The sequence below is a fragment of the Ruegeria sp. YKSF57 genome (assembly GCF_059612585.1).
In genome coordinates this window covers 20,588-37,534 of sequence record NZ_JBXWQW010000042.1, presented here as the reverse complement: position 1 = coordinate 37,534, position 16,947 = coordinate 20,588, and the positions used below count along the sequence as shown (strand labels likewise).

Below are 16,947 nucleotides of genomic sequence, written 5' to 3'. Positions count from 1 at the left end.
ATCTCGATCGCGGCATATGGAACTTCTAACTATCAGCCGATCTTTAACGCTAACCGGAACGCGATCGACAACCCTGGCGACCTGAAATCAGGTCTGGTGCTGGCCTTGCCTTGTGAGGACGGCAGTCTGCCCAATGGCCAGAGCGCACAGGAGTTGATCGCGGCAGAAGAAAAGCGTGCAGCAAGCGTCAAGCGCTCGAATGTCTACGCGCCGCCGATCAAGATGGTGGCGGGCAACGGATGGGAACCATTCACGACTGAAGCCTTGAGCGGTGGTGGCATCATGACCCGTCTGGCAACGACCAGCCTTCAGCGTGCTGGCAATAGCCGCGACTATTCGGTCAGCTTCGTGGATGACTGGAGCGCGCATTTGGACACCCTCTTACCGCTCGGTGCATTTGATATTTCGATCGCGTGGACGGTACCGGATTGCACTAACCGCTCATATGAGTGGTCTGCAGAAACGGAAGCACGTTGTACGCAATTTGTCGCTTCTGTTCCAGTATATGACATTGTCGGCGGCTTCTATACTTTACCAGAAAGCCAGTACGCAAGTGCAACAGACTTTGCAGACTTAAAAGGAGCAACCATATGCCGTATGGCAGGTTGGAGTATGGTGGTGTTGGAAGAACAGGGACTGAACCGCGAAAACACGACCGTGATTCAGCCCAATTCGGCTCGCGACTGCCTTGATGCCGTATTGACTGGTACAGCAGATGTAGCAGCCTTTGAAGTTGATCTGTTCGCATCGACGATGAGCGACATGGGTTTGACCTCGGCTGACATCGTTGAGAACCCGTATGTATCCACTTTGTCGTCGATGAGCTTCCTTGCTCATCGCACTAACCCGTTCGCGCGTGAGTATATTGCCATGATGAACAAGGGCCTGAACGAAATGCGCGAGTCCGGCGAGTGGTACGCGATCATTTCGGACAGCCTGCGTGAGCAAAACGAAAAGCTGAACGCAGCATCGAACTAACCACTCTCAAATCGAATATTTTCATGGGCCGGTCTTTGGACCGGCCTTTTTTGCACGCATTTTCGCGTTTAGGAAATGCAAAAAATCCCGATCCTACGGGAAACCCCTAATATCAGAAAGGTGGGCTTTAGCCTAATGTTATCAATAGAATTTCCCCGGTCCGGCAAAGCGCCGAACCACTCACTCTGAAGAAGCTGGCATTTTGGGATGCCAGCTTCTTTCGTTTCTGGCTTTTTCCCAACTCAAAGAACGTCAAGCGAGACCTTGACCCTGTCCATGACGACAGACGTCTTGAAGCGGCTGATATTAGATTCATCAAAGAAGTGCTCCTGAGTGAACACTTCGTATTCCTTGATGTCCTTGACGGCCAGGATGAGTATGAAGTCGGCTTCCCCAGTTGTGTAATAACATTGTTGTACCAACGGCGTATTCCGCATCTTTCGCTTGAACGCATCCAGATGCGCGCGACTTTCTCTCTCCAGTATCACGTCGACGATAACAGTCAATTCGCGGCCGACCTTTGCAGGTGAAAGTACGGCGATATCACGCTCGATAACGCCGGAATCTCTCAATCGTTTCAGGCGTTTCTGCACTGCCGGGGGCGAAAGACCGACGTCTTGACTGATTGCTTCGGCGGTCAACCTAGCGTCGGCCTGAACCAACTTTAAGATGCTGAGGTCCTTGTCATCCATTCTTACTAAAAAAGTACAATATCAATAAAAAGGCAATAAATTTCGTACGGTCCTGAGGATTTTCAACGCCCAAAACCCTAGTAATGCGACTAATTTGTAGCTCGCAAGGAGGGCTATATGTCGGATTTTCATCAGCGGTCTAAGGTAGTCCGGCGTCATTTGCATCGGCACCCTGAGCTTGGTTTTCACGAAACCAAAACCAAAGCATTTGTCGCGGATCATTTGAAGAAACTGGGGATCGAGGTGCATCCCGGCTCCGGCGTAGTAGGCGTTCTAAAAAGTGGAACCGGCAATCGCGCCATAGGTTTGCGCGCCGATATGGATGCCCTGCCGATCACCGAACGGTCGACCCATAGTTACCCTTCCCTGACAGAAGGCGTGATGCACGCATGCGGTCATGATGGTCATATGGCGATGCTTCTTGGGGCGGCCGAGCTACTGGCAGGCGACGCCGAATTTGACGGCACTGTGGTCTTTCTGTTCCAACCGAACGAAGAACATGGCCTTGGCGCAAAAAAAATGATCGCAGAAGGGGTTTTAGAACGCTTCCCCATCGAAGAGATCTATGCAATCCACAATCTACCGGGTGCTCCTGTTGGCCAATTGTCTACCCGTTCCGGTTTAATCTGCAGCAGCGAAAGCCTGTTTGAAATCAAGATCCGAGGTCAGGGCGGCCACGCGTCGATGCCGCAGGTGGGTGTGGATGCAATTGTGGTCGGCGTCGAGATAGTGCAGGCGATGCAGACCATCGTCTCACGTAAAATGGCGCCCGGGGCGGGCGCGGTCGTTTCCGTGACCGAGTTCATAACCGATGGTCAGCGCAATGTCCTGCCCGGCAACGCAGTTCTGAAGGGCGATGTGCGAACCCGAGCTCCAGAGGATCGCAAAGCAATCGCGGGTTTCATGCGCCAAATTGTCGAAGGGATCGCAGCAGCGCATAGTGTTTCCGTCGAAATGTCCTTTGACACCGATTTCGTTGAAACCTTCAACGCGCCCGAACCTACAAACGCTGTGGTGCAAGTGGCGCAAAAACTTGGGATGGAAACGATTCCAGATAGAACACCAATGAGCTTTTCCGAGGACTTTGCGCACTTCGCCTCTGCTGTGCCCGGTTGCTTCATGCTGTTGGGAAATGGTGAGAGTGGCCCCAATGGTCAACCGCTTCATTCTGATGACTATGACTTCAACGATGCGTTGCTACCAATCGGAGCGCGCTTTTGGGCGGAATTGGTACGACACCGGTTGCCTGCAAGACAGAAAGACTGAACGATGATGAGAGAGTTTCTGACAGCTGAACTGGGCCACCATTCTACGGCGCGTAGACAGGGTGATGCCGGATTGCGTGTCATTTCCAAGCAGGATTTTGCGCGCGCGGTCGACGAAATCACGCAGTGGGATGGGTATCGGGCAACACCATTGATTTCGCTCAAGGGGCTGGCGGCAAAGATTGGTGTTGGTTCCATTCACTATAAAGACGAAGGACCGAGGTTTGGATTGGGCAGTTTCAAGGCTCTCGGCGGGTCTTATGCCGCGATGCGTGTCCTTCAGCGGGAACTGGCCCGGCTGAAAGGAACCAACGTTACTCTGGGTGACATAAGAAATGGGCAGTTCAAAGATGACTGCGCCGCTATCACTTTGGTTTCGGCTACCGACGGCAATCATGGCCGCTCTCTTGCCTGGGGCTGCCAGCGGTTCGGCGCACCTTGTCGTATCTATATCCACGCCGAGGTAAGCGAGGGCAGAGCGCAGGCGATGCGCGATTTCGGTGCTCAGGTGATCCGGATCGACGGTGACTATGACGCGTCGGTCGATCTGGCCCGAAAAGAAGCAGAGGAAAACGGCTGGTTCGTGGTCTCGGACACGTCCTGGCCTGGATATTCCGAACCTCCACGTGATGTCATGGCTGGGTACGGCGTCATGATGCGCGAGCTTTGCGAAGCTCTGGAGGCACCGCCAACACATGTATTTCTGCAAGGTGGGGTTGGTGGCCTGGCGGCCTCGGTCGCCGCCAGCCTGAGGCAGTACTGGGGCGAGCATTCGCCTCGCGTCGTCATTGTCGAACCAGAACTGGCCGCTTGCCTTTTCGAAAGTGCACGCGCGGGGGTGCCGAAAGCAGTGCAAATCGCGGAAGAAACCATTATGGCTGGTTTGTCTTGCGGTGAGCCTTCTGAAATGGCATGGGAAATCCTTGCCGAAGAAGCGTCGGATTTCATTACGATCCCGGACAGCATTGTGGCGCCGACAGTTCGTCTTTTGGCGCGCCCGCCTTGTGAAGACCCGGCAATCGAAGCGGGGGAAAGCGCCGTGGCGGGGCTGGCCGCGTTGATCGCCGCGCGCCAAAGTTCTGCACTGTCGAGTGAACTTGGTCTGGATGCCAGCTCGACTGTCCTTTTGATCGGGTCCGAAGGAGTAACGGACCCAGCGATCTTCCAAGCCATCATGGCGGAAACCGAAGATGCGTGACCAACCCAAGCGTGGATTTGATTCCGACGAGTTTGCCATCCGGACAAACAAGGCGCAGGCCTTGATGGGGCGGCAAGGCCTAGAGGGTCTTTTGCTCACGACCGAGCCTGAGGTCCGGTATTTCAGTGGTTTTCATACCCTGTTCTGGCAAAGCCCAACCCGCCCGTGGTTCCTTTTCGTTCCTGCCACTGGCAAGCCAATCGCTGTCATCCCCGAGATTGGGGCGGCCCTTATGCGAACGACGTGGATCGACGACATCCGTACATGGAGCGCCCCTGCACCGGGGGACGACGGTATAAGTTTGTTGACCGACCTTTTGACCCCGTTGGCCAAGTCAGAAGCGGCCATTGGCATCATGAAAGGTCACGAAACACATCTTCGTATGCCTCTCGGTGATTTTGAACGGTTGATGGGTGGCCTGCCAGGCCTGAAAATCGGCGATGCAACAAGCCTCATACGCAAGCTGAGAATAGTCAAAAGCGAGGCCGAGATTGAAAAGCTCAGCTATATTTGTGAACTAGCCTCGGCTACATTCGCTCGGGTGCCCGAGATCGTACAGGAAAATATGCCACTGGACGACGTCTTTCGCGCCTTCCGGCGCGAGGCGCTGTTGCAGGGTGTCGATGATGTTCCCTATCTTGTCGGAGGCGCCGATCAGGGCGGGTACGCTGACGTTATTTCGCCGCCTTCAACACGGCCTTTGCAGACAGGCGATATCCTGATGCTGGATACCGGCTCAACCTGGGATGGATACTTCTGCGATTTCGACAGGAATTTTGCCATTGGACGGGCAGACGAACTCTCGCGCCAGGCCTATGATGTCTTGTGGCGCGCAACCGAGGCCGGCATGGATGCTGCGCGTCCCGGGGCGACCTGCCGGGATTTGTTCAATGCAATGCAGTCGGTCATTCGTGAGATGGACGATCAGGGCGGGGACGTCGGGCGCTTGGGACACGGTCTGGGGATGCAACTGACCGAGTGGCCATCGCACGCGGCCTTTGACGAAACCGTTTTGGAAGAGAACATGGTGCTGACGCTGGAACCTTCGCTTGGTTATGGCAATGGGCAAATCATGGTGCACGAAGAAAACATCGTAATCCGAGCATCAGGGCCAGAATTACTGACAACCCGCGCACCATCGAAACTGCCGATCATCTGAACGAGACAACAAGCCATGTACACTCCCGGCACGTTTATCCAATCTGCGGCCCGTACGCCGGAGATGGATTTGGGCAGGCATCATCGCGCCAGTCTGGGTTTCATCCTAATGTCCACAGATCTGGCCTGCGAAGCCGATCTGTTCGCGATGGCCCCGGCAGGTGTCGGCGTTCATATAACGCGCCTGAAGACAGAGGATCATACGACCAACGAAACACTTGCACGTCACATTGACCACATGGCCGAAGCGGCGGCGCGGCTACAACCCGATGTCCGGCCAAGCGTTGTTAGCTATTGTTGCACCAGTGGTTCTATCGTGAATGGCGAGGAACGGGTGTTTGCAGAAATCCGCAAAGGCGCGCCATGGGCGCAACCCATGTGTTTGGTAACCGGTGTGGTTGATGCCCTCAGAGCATTGGGGGCAAAACGGATCGTAGTCGGCACCCCCTATCTTGACGAGATCAACACAGTTGAGGCCGACTTTCTTGTCCGAAAAGGGTTTGATCTGTTGGACATTCAGGGGTTGAACTTGGCGAAAGGACTGGATTTCGGCAGGGTGACACCGGCCTATTGGAAAAAGTTCGCTTGTGAGATTGACCAACCCGACGCCGACGTAATTTTTCTGTCATGCAGCGGTATTCGCTCTCTGGAGGTCATCGAAGAGATTGAACAAGCAACCGGAAAACCTGTATTGACAAGCAATCAGGCTCATTTCTGGAGTTGCCTGCGCCGCGTGGGAATCGAGGACAGAATCGAAGGATTTGGGCAGATCTTTTCCTACGGGGCAGATGCATTGATGCCTTGGTCGTACAAGCAAGGCATGTGAAGCGATGCCGTATGCGCGCATAGTAAGACTGCTTTGCTTGCTCACCATGGGCGTAACCTTGGCGGACCCTGCATGGGCTGACAGTGCAGGTCAGCGAGAAACGCAAGCGCTAAGCGCTTGTTTGTTTGATTATCAACATGCGGAGCACCAGTGTTTTGATGTGCCTTACTACACCTGCATGGGCGAACAACTTGGCATTGCTGCAAACCCAAACCTCGCCCGGGAGCGCTGCTTGTTCCAAGAGCTAGCCGTATGGAGCAATCTGATTGAACAGGCTTGCGACGATCTTGGCGAAATCATAGAACCGGGCTCCGCAACATGGGATGCTTTGTGTTTTGATAACATCGCGCCCAACTGGAGCTACATTACTCGTAGCCTCGACGGCTCAGTCGATGTGCCAAGCTCCCGACAATCGTCGCTAAGACTGAGCGCTGAAAATGCCCGCTCGTTCGCCATTCAACTCAGAAGGCTGCTTAGAGAACATCAAGACCGCGCGCCAAATTGATACGCGACTTTATCGGACGGATACGACCAGTCAGATGAGGCTGCTCAAATACACTGAACTGATCGACGTGTGCCGCTCTAGAACAGCCATGCATTCCTATGGGACTATTTGGTCGATGTGACCTGCCCCAATTTTCAGGGCCACTCGTAGATCGAGTTTGCTCTCCCTTTGTGTGCCATCATTCAACGCCACGTTCGGCCATGATTTCTTCCAGATCCCGATATGACACACCGTATCGGAGATCGAATAAAACAGCGTACACGATCACTTCTTTCCGAAAGTGTGCACCCTTGAATGAGATTGTCTCGGTCTGCTCCTGTTATATGGAGCATGCGTACCAAAATGACACTCGGTCTGACAGGTGGAACCAAAGATTGCGACAGAACCCAAAACTCGGTGGTGGAAGTCATTTGCCGTAAGTGTTTTCGTTGGAAAACAAATCGTAATAAGTAATATTGGGGAGAGAAATGGTGCCCAGGAGAGGACTCGAACCTCCACGTCCATACGGACACTAGCACCTGAAGCTAGCGCGTCTACCAATTCCGCCACCTGGGCAGGTGTCGTGAGGGGGCGTTTAAGCCGACTGACGAACAGCGTCAATGGGATTCGAAACGAATTTTGAAAGTTTTTTCGACACCATCGGTCGAAGCAGTTCCGAGACACTGGAAACCACCCTGGTCATGGTGGCCGCGCGGCGTTTTTGCGCCTTGTTTGATGTGGGAAGGAAAGGTAGATCGGATCAAGACCCAGACAACAGGAGCCCTTCTATGTCAAAACTGGTCACGATTTACGGCGGATCGGGATTTGTTGGCCGCTATATCGCGCGGCGCATGGCGATCGAAGGGTGGCGCGTGCGTGTCGCGGTCCGCCGCCCGAATGAGGCGATGTTTGTGAAACCCTATGGCGCCGTCGGTCAGGTCGAGCCGGTTTTGTGCAATATCCGGGATGATGCGTCGGTTGCCTCGGCGATGAGCGGTGCGGATGCCGTGGTCAATTGCGTTGGTGTTCTGAACGAGATGGGAAAGAACGGCTTCGAGGCGGTTCAAATCGATGGCGCAGAACGAGTGGCCCGTATCGCCGCCGAACAGGGTGTGGCTCGAATGGTTCATATCTCGGCCATCGGAGCGGATGCGGACTCGGACAGTAAATACGCCAGAACTAAGGCCAGAGGTGAAGAGGCCGTCCTGCGTCACATGCCAAATGCCGTTGTTTTGCGTCCTTCGGTTGTTTTCGGAACCGAAGACCAGTTCTTTAATCGGTTTGCTGCTATGACCAAGATGGGACCGTTCTTGCCATTGGTCGGCGCGGATACGCGGTTTCAGCCGGTCTATGTTGACGATGTCGCGCATGCTGCGGTTAAAGGCGTGCTGGGTCAGGCTGGAGCGGGCGTTTATGAGTTGGGTGGTCCAGAAGCCGCAAGTTTCCGCGAATTAATGGTGCAAATGCTTGAAATAATTCATCGCCGTCGCATTGTAATCGGACTGCCTTTCTGGGCAGCACGGATCATGGCCGGGTTGCTGGATATCCTCAAGTTCGTGAGTTTTCAGCTGTTTCCGAACAACATTCTGACGCGCGACCAGCTCAAGAACCTGGGGCGCGACAATGTGGTTTCCGAGGGCGCGCGCGGGTTTGCGGAATTGGACATAAAGCCGACTCCGATGGAATCCGTTTTGCCGGAATACCTGTGGAAGTTCCGCCCATCCGGGCAATACGACGACATTCAGAACTCGGCCAAGAACCTGGAAGTCTGATCAGACATAGGCAATCGCCAACAGCACCATGCCCAAAATGACCCGATAAATCACATATGGGGTAAATGTGGTGCTGCGCAAAAACCGCATCATCAGGGACAACGCCAACAGCGCCGAAAGGAAAGCAAACGCAGCAGCAATTGCGCCGTCTCTGGCCAATTGAGCATTGGCGTCGGCTGCGACTTCTGCCCCCAGCAAAACCCCCGAAGCAATGATTGTTGGAATGGACATGAGCATTGCAATGCGGGCACCTTCCGCGCGTACATAGCCCAATTGCCGGGCACCGGTGATGGTGATGCCGGATCGGGACGTGCCGGGGACCAAAGCCAGCGTTTGCCACAGGCCCATGATCAAAGCGTCGCGCAGCCCCCAATCAGCGGCATTCTTTTCCTGCGGGCCTTTCTGGTCAACAAAGTAAAGCAACAGACCAAAAAGCAACATTGTCCAGCCGATAACCGCCGTCGACCGGAGCGCACCGCTGAGACCCGTGAAATGCAAGACCGCGCCGGCAACAACAGTCGGAATAGTCGCTACGATTAATCCCATTGCAAGCCTTGAGCCTGCCGTGTCCGTGTTGCCAGTTAGCGCGCGCGGCAGACCAGCCAGGCCGACCTTAACGTCAGACCAAAAATAAAGGACCACTGCGCCCAACGTTCCGACATGCACGGCGACATCTATGGTCTGCCCCTGATCCTGAAGCCCGGTCAGATTCGGTAGCAAAATCAGGTGCCCTGACGAAGAAACCGGCAGAAACTCGGTGATCCCCTGAATGACCGCCACCAGAACCAAGTGAAATAGACTCATTTGTGCTGCTCAGCTGTTGTTTCGTCTGCATTGACCCAACTGGTATAAGTGTCTTGTATCAAAAGGAAAGAACTCAATTATATCCGAAACGGACCTAATAATAGGGTACGCTATTGTGAAAAGCTGACTGGCATAAAAATAAATTCTATATTAGGTCAGCATAATTGACTTTTAATTTCAATTGGGGTTTCGTATGCAGGCGCGACCAAGCCAAATCATGGAGTCTACCCGTGGCCACGCAACCGATGCTGAAATTTGTGCAGATTGAACGCGACATGCCTCAAAAGCGTGCTGCAGATCTTCGCAAGGAAGACTTCAACGAGATTTATGCGGAATATGCCGCCGAGAAAGCAGCGGAGCAGGCCAGTCGCTGCAGTCAGTGCGGCGTACCGTATTGCCAAAGCCACTGCCCGCTTCACAACAACATCCCCGATTGGTTGCGTTTGACCGCAATGGGGAGACTGGAAGAGGCTTATCAAACCAGTCAGGCCACCAATACGTTCCCAGAAATCTGCGGCCGGATCTGCCCGCAAGATCGGCTGTGCGAGGGCAACTGCGTGATCGAACAATCCGGGCACGGCACGGTTACAATCGGTTCGGTCGAGAAATACATCACGGACACAGCCTGGGAAAAAGGTTGGGTCAAGCCGGTAAAACCGGGCGTCGAGCGCACTGAGAGCGTCGGTATCATCGGCGCGGGTCCCGGCGGATTGGCCGCCGCTGACATGCTGCGCAAGGCAGGTATTCAGGTGACTGTTTATGACCGATATGACCGCGCGGGCGGATTGCTGACTTATGGCATTCCGGGCTTCAAGCTGGAAAAAAACGTGGTGATGCGCCGCAACAAACTACTTGAGGATAGTGGGGTACAGTTCGTGCTGAACTGTGATGTTGATGCAGCCAAGTTCGCCGAAATCCAAGAAACGCATGACGCGATCATCATTGCGACCGGCGTCTATAAATCACGCGATCTGTCCATGCCGGGCAGCGGATTGCAGGGCATTGAAAAGGCGATTGATTTCCTGATGGCGTCGAACCGGAAAAGCTTTGGCGATTCGGTCGAAGATTTCGACAGCGGCCGCCTGAATGCCGATGGCAAGCGGGTGGTTGTCATCGGGGGTGGTGATACCGCAATGGATTGCGTGCGCACGTCGATCCGTCAGGGTGCGACCTCTGTCAAATGCCTGTATCGCCGCGACCGCGCCAACATGCCCGGGTCGCAACGCGAAGTTCAAAACGCTGAAGAAGAAGGCGTGGTGTTTGAGTGGCTGAGCGCGCCCAAGGGATTCACCGGCGACGATGTGGTTTCAGGCGTAATGGTTCAGAAGATGCGGTTGGGTCAACCGGACGCTTCGGGCCGGCAAGCACCCGAAGTGATCGAAGGCGCCGATTATGTTGAAGATGCCGATCTGGTGATCAAAGCATTGGGGTTTGAGCCAGAAGACCTGCCCACGCTGTTTGGCCAGCCCGAATTGCCCGTGACCCGTTGGGGCACGATCAAGGCTGCGTTCCAGACCGGCGCAACCGAGATGGACGGCGTCTACGCCGTCGGTGACATCGTTCGCGGCGCTTCGCTTGTAGTCTGGGCCATTCGAGATGGTCGCGACTGTGCCAACGCGATTATCGAGGGTTTTAACATTAAGGCCGCGGTTGCTGCGGAATAGAGCTGAACTACGGCCAGCCAGAACGGGATCAACCGAATGAGCGAGTTACAAGGCCAATGCATGTGTGGCGCGGTGGCGGTTACAGCGACCCCCGCGCGAGAGACACTGGGCGCTTGCCACTGCGATATGTGCCGCCGGTGGAGCAGCGGCGCCTACATGAGCTTTCCAGCCGAGCCAGGGTATGCCGCCCTGGGACCGGTAAAGACCTACAAGTCGTCAGACTGGGCGGAACGCGCTTTTTGCGACGAGTGCGGCTCTTCCCTGTGGTATCGCCTAACAGCACCCGGAGAAATGCACGGACAAACACAGATGGCTGCCGGGCTTTTCGATAACGCTGGCGGCAATACACTGAAACTCGAACTTTTCATCGACAAAAAGCCCGAGGGTTATGCGTTCGAAGGCGAACGCCGGCAAATGACCGAAGCAGAGGTCATGGCCATGTACGCCCCGTCGGAACAAGGAGACAGCCAATGACCAAATACGATGCCGGTTGGGTGCGGGCCGAAGAAGCAAAGCGCAAGTGGATGGCCGATAACGGTCTCTATTCCGAGGAAGAAGAGCATTCTTCCTGCGGTGTGGGCCTTGTGGTTTCCATCGACGGCAAGAAAAGCAGGAAAGTTGTAGAGGCGGGGATCAAAGCGCTCAAGGCCGTGTGGCACCGAGGTGCGGTTGACGCAGATGGCAAGACTGGCGATGGCGCAGGTATCCATGTGCAAATCCCTGTTCCGTTCTTTTATGATCAGATCGAACGCACCGGCCACAAGCCGCGCATGGATGAGTTGGTCGCCGTAGGTCAGGTGTTTCTGCCGCGCACCGACTTTGGTGCCCAGGAACGCTGCCGGACCATCGTGGAAACCGAAGTATTGCGGATGGGTTACTCGATCTATGGCTGGCGGCATGTGCCCGTCGATGTGTCGTGTCTTGGGGAAAAAGCCAACGCGACCCGACCCGAGATCGAGCAGATTTTGCTGTCGAACTCAAAAGGGGTGGACGAAGAGACCTTTGAGCGCGAGCTCTATGTGATCCGTCGCCGGATCGAGAAGGCTGCAAATGCCGCCGGAATATCGGGTCTTTACATCGCATCGTTGAGCTGTCGCTCGATCATCTACAAGGGCATGATGCTGGCCGAACAAGTGGCCGTGTTCTATCCCGATCTGTTGGATGAACGGTTCGAATCCGCTTTTGCGATTTATCACCAGCGCTATTCCACCAACACTTTTCCCCAATGGTGGCTGGCACAGCCGTTCCGCATGTTGGCCCATAATGGTGAGATCAACACACTCAAGGGCAACCTGAACTGGATGAAGAGCCATGAGATCCGCATGGCGAGTACTTTCTTTGGTGATCTGGCCGAGGATATCAAACCGATCGTCCCGGGTGGGGCATCCGATTCGGCGGCGCTGGATTGCGTGTTCGAAGTGATGGTGCGGGCGGGCCGCAATGCGCCGATGGCCAAAACCATGCTGGTTCCGGAAAGCTGGTCAAAGCAGGCGGTTGAACTGCCACAGGCCTGGGTCGACATGTATTCATATTGCAACTCGGTCATGGAGCCGTGGGATGGCCCCGCCGCGCTGGCAATGACCGATGGCCGCTGGGTTTGCGGTGGGCTGGACCGAAACGGCCTGCGCCCGATGCGCTATGTGGTCACCGGCGATGGCTTGCTGATCGCAGGTTCCGAAGCGGGGATGGTGCCGATTGACGAAGCTTCGGTGGTGCAGAAAGGCGCGTTGGGTCCAGGCCAGATGATCGCAGTCGATATGGCCGAGGGTCGGCTGTATCACGACAAGGCGTTGAAAGATCTGCTGGCGGCGTCACGGCCATTTGGTGATTGGGTCGGAAAGATCAACAACCTCGAAGACGAACTGAAGGGCGTCGTGGAACAAGCGCTGTTCAAAGGCCAGGAGTTGCGCCAGCGCCAGATCGCGGCTGGCTACACCGTCGAGGAGCTGGAACAGATCCTTGCGCCGATGGCCGAAGACGGCAAGGAGGCGTTGGCCTCGATGGGTGACGACACCCCGTCGGCGGTTCTGTCCAAATTGTACCGCCCGCTTAGTCACTTCTTCCGTCAGAACTTCAGCCAGGTCACCAACCCGCCGATTGACTCGCTGCGCGAATACCGCGTGATGAGTCTTAAGACCCGGTTCGGCAACCTGAAGAACGTTTTGGACGAAGACAGCAGCCAGACCGAGATCATCGTTCTGGAAAGCCCCTTTGTCGGGAACGCTCAATGGGACAAGTTGGCGGACCATTTCAATGCCCCGCTAGTCGAAATCGACTGCACCTTCGAACCCGGAGCGGGTGCATTAAGTTCAGCGCTGACCCGCATCAGGGCCGAGGCCGAAGAAGCGGTGCGATCTGGCGCCGGACATTTGGCGTTGACCGACCAACACTCGGGCACTGACAAGGTGGCGATGCCGATGATCCTGGCGACCAGTGCCGTGCATTCGCATTTGACTCGCAAGGGCTTGCGTACATTTTGCTCGCTGAACGTACGTTCGGCGGAATGCATCGATCCTCACTATTTTGCGGTGCTCATCGGTTGCGGCGCGACCGTTGTTAACGCTTATCTGGCGGAGGATTCGATTTCCGATCGCATCGAGCGTGGCCTGCTTGAAGGCAGCCTGACCGAGAACATTGCGCGCTATCGCGAGGCTATTGATCAGGGGCTGCTCAAGATCATGGCCAAGATGGGGATTTCAGTTGTGTCTTCCTATCGTGGCGGATTGAATTTTGAGGCAGTGGGACTGAGCCGTGCAATGTGCGCCGAGTACTTCCCAGGCATGACCAGCCGTATCTCGGGTATCGGCATCAAGGGGATTCAGGCCAAGGCCGAAGAAATCAACGCCAAGGGTTGGGACAGCGGTCTGGACGTGTTGCCCATCGGTGGATTCTACAAGGCGCGGAAATCGGGTGAGACCCACGCGTGGGAAGCGACCTCGATGCATATGATGCAGATGGCCTGCAACAAGGCTTCGTATGAGCTTTGGAAGCAGTATTCGGCCAAGATGCAGTCGAATCCGCCAATTCATCTGCGCGATCTGATGGATTTCAAACCGCTGGGCAAGCCGGTGCCAATCGAAGAGGTGGAATCGATAACTTCGATCCGCAAACGATTTGTTACGCCAGGTATGTCGCTGGGTGCATTGTCGCCAGAAGCGCATAAAACACTGAACGTGGCGATGAACCGTATCGGTGCGAAATCCGACAGTGGCGAAGGTGGCGAAGATCCGGCGCATTTCGTACCTGAACCCAATGGCGACAACCCTTCGGCCAAGATCAAACAGGTGGCTTCGGGCCGGTTTGGCGTGACCGCGGAATACCTCAACCAGTGTGAGGAGCTTGAGATCAAGGTCGCTCAGGGTGCAAAACCCGGCGAAGGTGGTCAGTTGCCGGGTATGAAGGTCACCGACCTGATTGCGCGCCTGCGCCATTCGACCAAGGGCGTGACGCTGATCTCACCGCCGCCGCACCACGATATCTATTCGATCGAGGATCTGGCGCAGCTGATCTACGACCTGAAACAGATCAACCCGCGTTGCAAGGTGACGGTCAAGCTGGTGGCGTCCTCGGGCGTTGGTACGATTGCTGCTGGTGTGGCCAAGGCCAAAGCGGATATTATCCTTATTTCAGGCCACAATGGCGGCACCGGGGCCTCGCCGGCGACCAGCATCAAATACGCTGGTCTGCCGTGGGAGATGGGCCTGACCGAGGCGCATCAGGTTCTGGCGATGAACAATCTGCGGGGCCGCGTGACCTTGCGGACCGACGGTGGCCTGCGGACCGGGCGTGACATCGTTATGGCGGCGATGATGGGGGCCGAGGAATACGGCATCGGCACCGCCGCGCTGATTGCGATGGGCTGTATCATGGTGCGACAGTGCCAGTCGAACACCTGCCCTGTTGGTGTGTGTACGCAAGACGAAAGCCTGCGGGCAAAGTTCAACGGAAGCGCGGAGAAGGTGGTGAACCTTATCACTTTCTATGCGCAGGAAGTGAGGGAGATTCTTGCCTCAATTGGTGCGCGCTCGGTAGACGAAATCATCGGGCGAGCCGACCTTTTGGCGCAGGTCAGCCGGGGTTCCGCGCACCTCGACGATCTGGATCTCAATCCACTGTTGATCACAGTCGATGGCGCTCATGACATTGTCTATAACCGCGACAAGGAGCGCAATTCGGTTCCCGATACGCTGGACGCCGAAATTGTGCGCGATGCGGCGCGATTCCTGAAGGACGGTGAAAAGATGCAACTGTCCTACGCCGTGCAAAACACGCATCGAACTGTAGGCACACGTGTATCCAGCCATATCGTGCAGAATTTTGGCATGAGGAACACCTTCCAACTGGACCACCTGCACGTCAAGTTGCAAGGGTCGGCTGGGCAGTCGCTCGGCGCGTTTGCGGCCCCGGGTCTCAAGCTGGAAGTCTCTGGTGACGCCAATGATTATGTTGGAAAGGGTCTGTCGGGTGGGATAATTGTTGTACGCCCGCCACAAATCAGCTCCCTGCACGCCGATGAAAACACCATTATCGGAAACACTGTTTTGTATGGCGCAACCGATGGTTTCCTTTTCGCCGCCGGGCGCGCTGGTGAGCGATTTGCAGTTCGCAACTCGGGCGCAACCGTTGTTGTTGAGGGTTGCGGTTCCAACGGATGTGAGTACATGACGGGCGGTGTCGCAGTCATTCTGGGTGATATCGGGGCCAATTTCGGAGCCGGGATGACCGGAGGTATGGCGTATCTCTACGACCCTGAGGGTAAGTCCAAAGTATTGATGAACAAAGAAACTTTGGTGACATGTCCGGTGGAAGCAGAGCATTGGGAAAATCAACTGAAGGGCCTAGTCGAACGGCATGCACAGGAGACCGGCAGCCGGAAGGCCTTGGACATCCTGCAGCATTGGGAAGTTGAAAAATCGAACTTCCTACAGGTTTGCCCAAAAGAGATGCTCGACAAACTGGCCTATCCGTTGAGTGTCGAACGGACTGCCGTTCCAGCCGAGTAGCCGCCGACTAAAATGATGTTCCCTTACGCGTTGGAAAAGCGCGTAAGGGTATTTTATTGATGCCGGTTGCAGAGCGGCCAAAATCTTGCGAAATTCCCAAAAAACGACCAGTTGTTACCCCAATTTGGGCTGCTTGACGTGTATTCAGGTAGCATTGTTAGAATTACGAGTTAGGAACGGCGGATGGCCACAACATATTCAGACCAGTTTTTTATCCTGGACCCGGCAAATCCTGTGAACGTCGGATCGACTTTGCAGGTTCAATTTTACGATCTTGTCGACCAAAACGATGATGGTGATGTGGATCGCTTTAACGAAGATTCCGTCAATGGCTTTGACGTCATCCAATCCTGGCCGGGTGATACAGTTACAATCGATGTCCCTGGTGTGGGCGAAGTGACCTATACTGGCACAACCTTTTATCTTGCAGGTGGTCTTAGGGTTTTCACACCCACCGATGGGCAGCTTTTGCAAGAAGGGACATTCGTAAGTTCGACATTCGTAACAACGCAAGGTCCTCTCATTGTCCCGGATGACCTCGGGCCTGCGTGCTTTACGCCAGGGACGATGATCATGACACCGACCGGCGAACAGGCCATCGAAGCCCTTCAGCCCGGCGATTTGGTTGTCACGGCGGACAACGGCCCTCAGCCAATACTGTGGATAGGACGCACGCAAGTCATGGCCGAGGGAACCCTTGCACCGATCCGGTTCGAAGCGGGTATTCTTGGTCTGACTCGTCCTCTGATGGTTTCGCCCCAACATCGTATGGTGATCAAAGATTGGCGTAGCGCATATTTTTTTGGTCACAAGGAAGTGCTTGTACCAGCGCATACAATGGTTAACGGAACAACCGTTACTCGGGTCGAAGGCGGGAATGTGGACTATATCCATCTGCTTTTCGCCCAACACGAAGTGATCTTCGCCAATGGCGCGGCCAGTGAGAGCTATTTCCCGGGAAATGCCCTGGCGGCCTCGGACCGAAAAACGCAGGCAGAGATTCTGGCTCTGTTCCCCAAGCTAGATCACGTCAGTTCTCAGGCGTTTCTGGCCACCCGCCCTGTTCTGAAGGCGTATGAGGCTGCATTGGTCGCAATTTAGGG

Annotated in this window: 14 protein-coding genes and 1 tRNA gene; 11 read left to right on the top strand and 4 right to left on the bottom strand. The window is 55.2% G+C overall.

Annotated features, from left to right (window positions below; genetic code table 11):
• The coding region (locus tag AC2FLX_RS16850; protein WP_496875479.1) for a substrate-binding periplasmic protein at window positions 1-978 on the top strand (978 nt) is incomplete at its 5' end.
• 242 nt (window positions 979-1,220) lie between these two features.
• Here the strand turns inward: AC2FLX_RS16850 and AC2FLX_RS16845 are convergent.
• Window positions 1,221-1,670 (bottom strand): Lrp/AsnC family transcriptional regulator, encoded by a 450-nt coding sequence (locus AC2FLX_RS16845; RefSeq protein ID WP_480751692.1) that lies wholly within the window; start codon window positions 1,668-1,670, stop codon window positions 1,221-1,223.
• 21 nt (window positions 1,671-1,691) lie between these two features.
• Window positions 1,692-1,919, bottom strand: coding sequence for a hypothetical protein (locus AC2FLX_RS16840; RefSeq protein ID WP_496809939.1), 228 nt, complete (start codon window positions 1,917-1,919; stop codon window positions 1,692-1,694).
• Here AC2FLX_RS16840 and AC2FLX_RS16835 point away from each other — a divergent pair.
• From AC2FLX_RS16835 to AC2FLX_RS16815, 5 genes are read left to right on the top strand one after another with little or no spacing between them, the layout of a single operon-like run.
• Window positions 1,830-2,936 (top strand): amidohydrolase, encoded by a 1,107-nt coding sequence (locus AC2FLX_RS16835; protein ID WP_496809938.1) that lies wholly within the window; start codon window positions 1,830-1,832, stop codon window positions 2,934-2,936. The genes AC2FLX_RS16840 and AC2FLX_RS16835 overlap by 90 nt on opposite strands.
• 3 nt (window positions 2,937-2,939) lie before the next feature.
• Window positions 2,940-4,133 (top strand): diaminopropionate ammonia-lyase, encoded by a 1,194-nt coding sequence (locus tag AC2FLX_RS16830; protein ID WP_480751695.1) that lies wholly within the window; start codon window positions 2,940-2,942, stop codon window positions 4,131-4,133.
• The gene (locus AC2FLX_RS16825) at window positions 4,126-5,292 is read left to right on the top strand and encodes a M24 family metallopeptidase (protein ID WP_496809897.1); all 1,167 of its coding nucleotides are present in this window, start codon (window positions 4,126-4,128) and stop codon (window positions 5,290-5,292) included. The genes AC2FLX_RS16830 and AC2FLX_RS16825 overlap by 8 nt, the downstream gene beginning before the upstream one ends.
• A gap of 15 nt (window positions 5,293-5,307) precedes the next feature.
• Window positions 5,308-6,117 carry a maleate cis-trans isomerase family protein gene (locus tag AC2FLX_RS16820; RefSeq protein WP_496809898.1) on the top strand — a complete coding sequence of 270 codons (810 nt, stop codon included), beginning with the start codon at window positions 5,308-5,310 and terminating at the stop codon, window positions 6,115-6,117.
• Window positions 6,118-6,175: 58 nt separating this feature from the next.
• Window positions 6,176-6,622, top strand: coding sequence for a hypothetical protein (locus AC2FLX_RS16815; protein WP_496745744.1), 447 nt, complete (start codon window positions 6,176-6,178; stop codon window positions 6,620-6,622).
• Between the two features lie 468 nt (window positions 6,623-7,090).
• Here AC2FLX_RS16815 and AC2FLX_RS16810 read toward each other — a convergent pair.
• A tRNA-Leu gene (locus AC2FLX_RS16810) sits at window positions 7,091-7,177 on the bottom strand.
• A 212-nt stretch (window positions 7,178-7,389) separates the two neighbouring features.
• Here AC2FLX_RS16810 and AC2FLX_RS16805 point away from each other — a divergent pair.
• Window positions 7,390-8,373, top strand: a complete 984-nt coding sequence (locus AC2FLX_RS16805) for a complex I NDUFA9 subunit family protein (RefSeq protein WP_496809899.1) — start codon at window positions 7,390-7,392, stop codon at window positions 8,371-8,373.
• Here AC2FLX_RS16805 and AC2FLX_RS16800 read toward each other — a convergent pair whose 3' ends face one another.
• Window positions 8,374-9,177, bottom strand: a complete 804-nt coding sequence (locus AC2FLX_RS16800; RefSeq protein ID WP_496809900.1) for an undecaprenyl-diphosphate phosphatase — start codon at window positions 9,175-9,177, stop codon at window positions 8,374-8,376. It abuts the gene before it with no gap.
• A 230-nt stretch (window positions 9,178-9,407) separates the two neighbouring features.
• On the opposite strand from AC2FLX_RS16800, the gene AC2FLX_RS16795 reads away from it, so the two are divergent.
• From AC2FLX_RS16795 to AC2FLX_RS16780, 4 genes are all read left to right on the top strand, one after another.
• Window positions 9,408-10,841, top strand: coding sequence for an NAD(P)-dependent oxidoreductase (locus AC2FLX_RS16795; protein ID WP_480749064.1), 1,434 nt, complete (start codon window positions 9,408-9,410; stop codon window positions 10,839-10,841).
• A gap of 36 nt (window positions 10,842-10,877) precedes the next feature.
• The gene (locus AC2FLX_RS16790) at window positions 10,878-11,315 is read left to right on the top strand and encodes a GFA family protein (protein ID WP_496809901.1); all 438 of its coding nucleotides are present in this window, start codon (window positions 10,878-10,880) and stop codon (window positions 11,313-11,315) included.
• Window positions 11,312-15,844: a glutamate synthase large subunit gene (gene gltB, locus AC2FLX_RS16785; protein ID WP_496809902.1), complete on the top strand. Its 4,533-nt coding sequence runs from the start codon at window positions 11,312-11,314 to the stop codon at window positions 15,842-15,844. Before AC2FLX_RS16790 ends, gltB begins: the two co-directional genes overlap by 4 nt.
• 183 nt (window positions 15,845-16,027) lie before the next feature.
• On the top strand, window positions 16,028-16,945 hold the full coding sequence (locus AC2FLX_RS16780; protein WP_496809903.1) for a Hint domain-containing protein: 918 nt from the start codon (window positions 16,028-16,030) through the stop codon (window positions 16,943-16,945).
• The last annotated feature ends 2 nt before the right edge of the window (window positions 16,946-16,947 follow it).

Coding starts and splice junctions, on each gene's coding strand:
- AC2FLX_RS16845 (WP_480751692.1), bottom strand. CDS start 1,670: ATGGATGACAAGGACCTCAGCATCTTAAAGTTGGTTCAGGCCGACGCT.
- AC2FLX_RS16840 (WP_496809939.1), bottom strand. CDS start 1,919: ATGCACCTCGATCCCCAGTTTCTTCAAATGATCCGCGACAAATGCTTT.
- AC2FLX_RS16830 (WP_480751695.1), top strand. CDS start 2,940: ATGATGAGAGAGTTTCTGACAGCTGAACTGGGCCACCATTCTACGGCG.
- AC2FLX_RS16825 (WP_496809897.1), top strand. CDS start 4,126: ATGCGTGACCAACCCAAGCGTGGATTTGATTCCGACGAGTTTGCCATC.
- AC2FLX_RS16820 (WP_496809898.1), top strand. CDS start 5,308: ATGTACACTCCCGGCACGTTTATCCAATCTGCGGCCCGTACGCCGGAG.
- AC2FLX_RS16805 (WP_496809899.1), top strand. CDS start 7,390: ATGTCAAAACTGGTCACGATTTACGGCGGATCGGGATTTGTTGGCCGC.
- AC2FLX_RS16800 (WP_496809900.1), bottom strand. CDS start 9,177: ATGAGTCTATTTCACTTGGTTCTGGTGGCGGTCATTCAGGGGATCACC.
- AC2FLX_RS16790 (WP_496809901.1), top strand. CDS start 10,878: ATGAGCGAGTTACAAGGCCAATGCATGTGTGGCGCGGTGGCGGTTACA.
- gltB (WP_496809902.1), top strand. CDS start 11,312: ATGACCAAATACGATGCCGGTTGGGTGCGGGCCGAAGAAGCAAAGCGC.
- AC2FLX_RS16780 (WP_496809903.1), top strand. CDS start 16,028: ATGGCCACAACATATTCAGACCAGTTTTTTATCCTGGACCCGGCAAAT.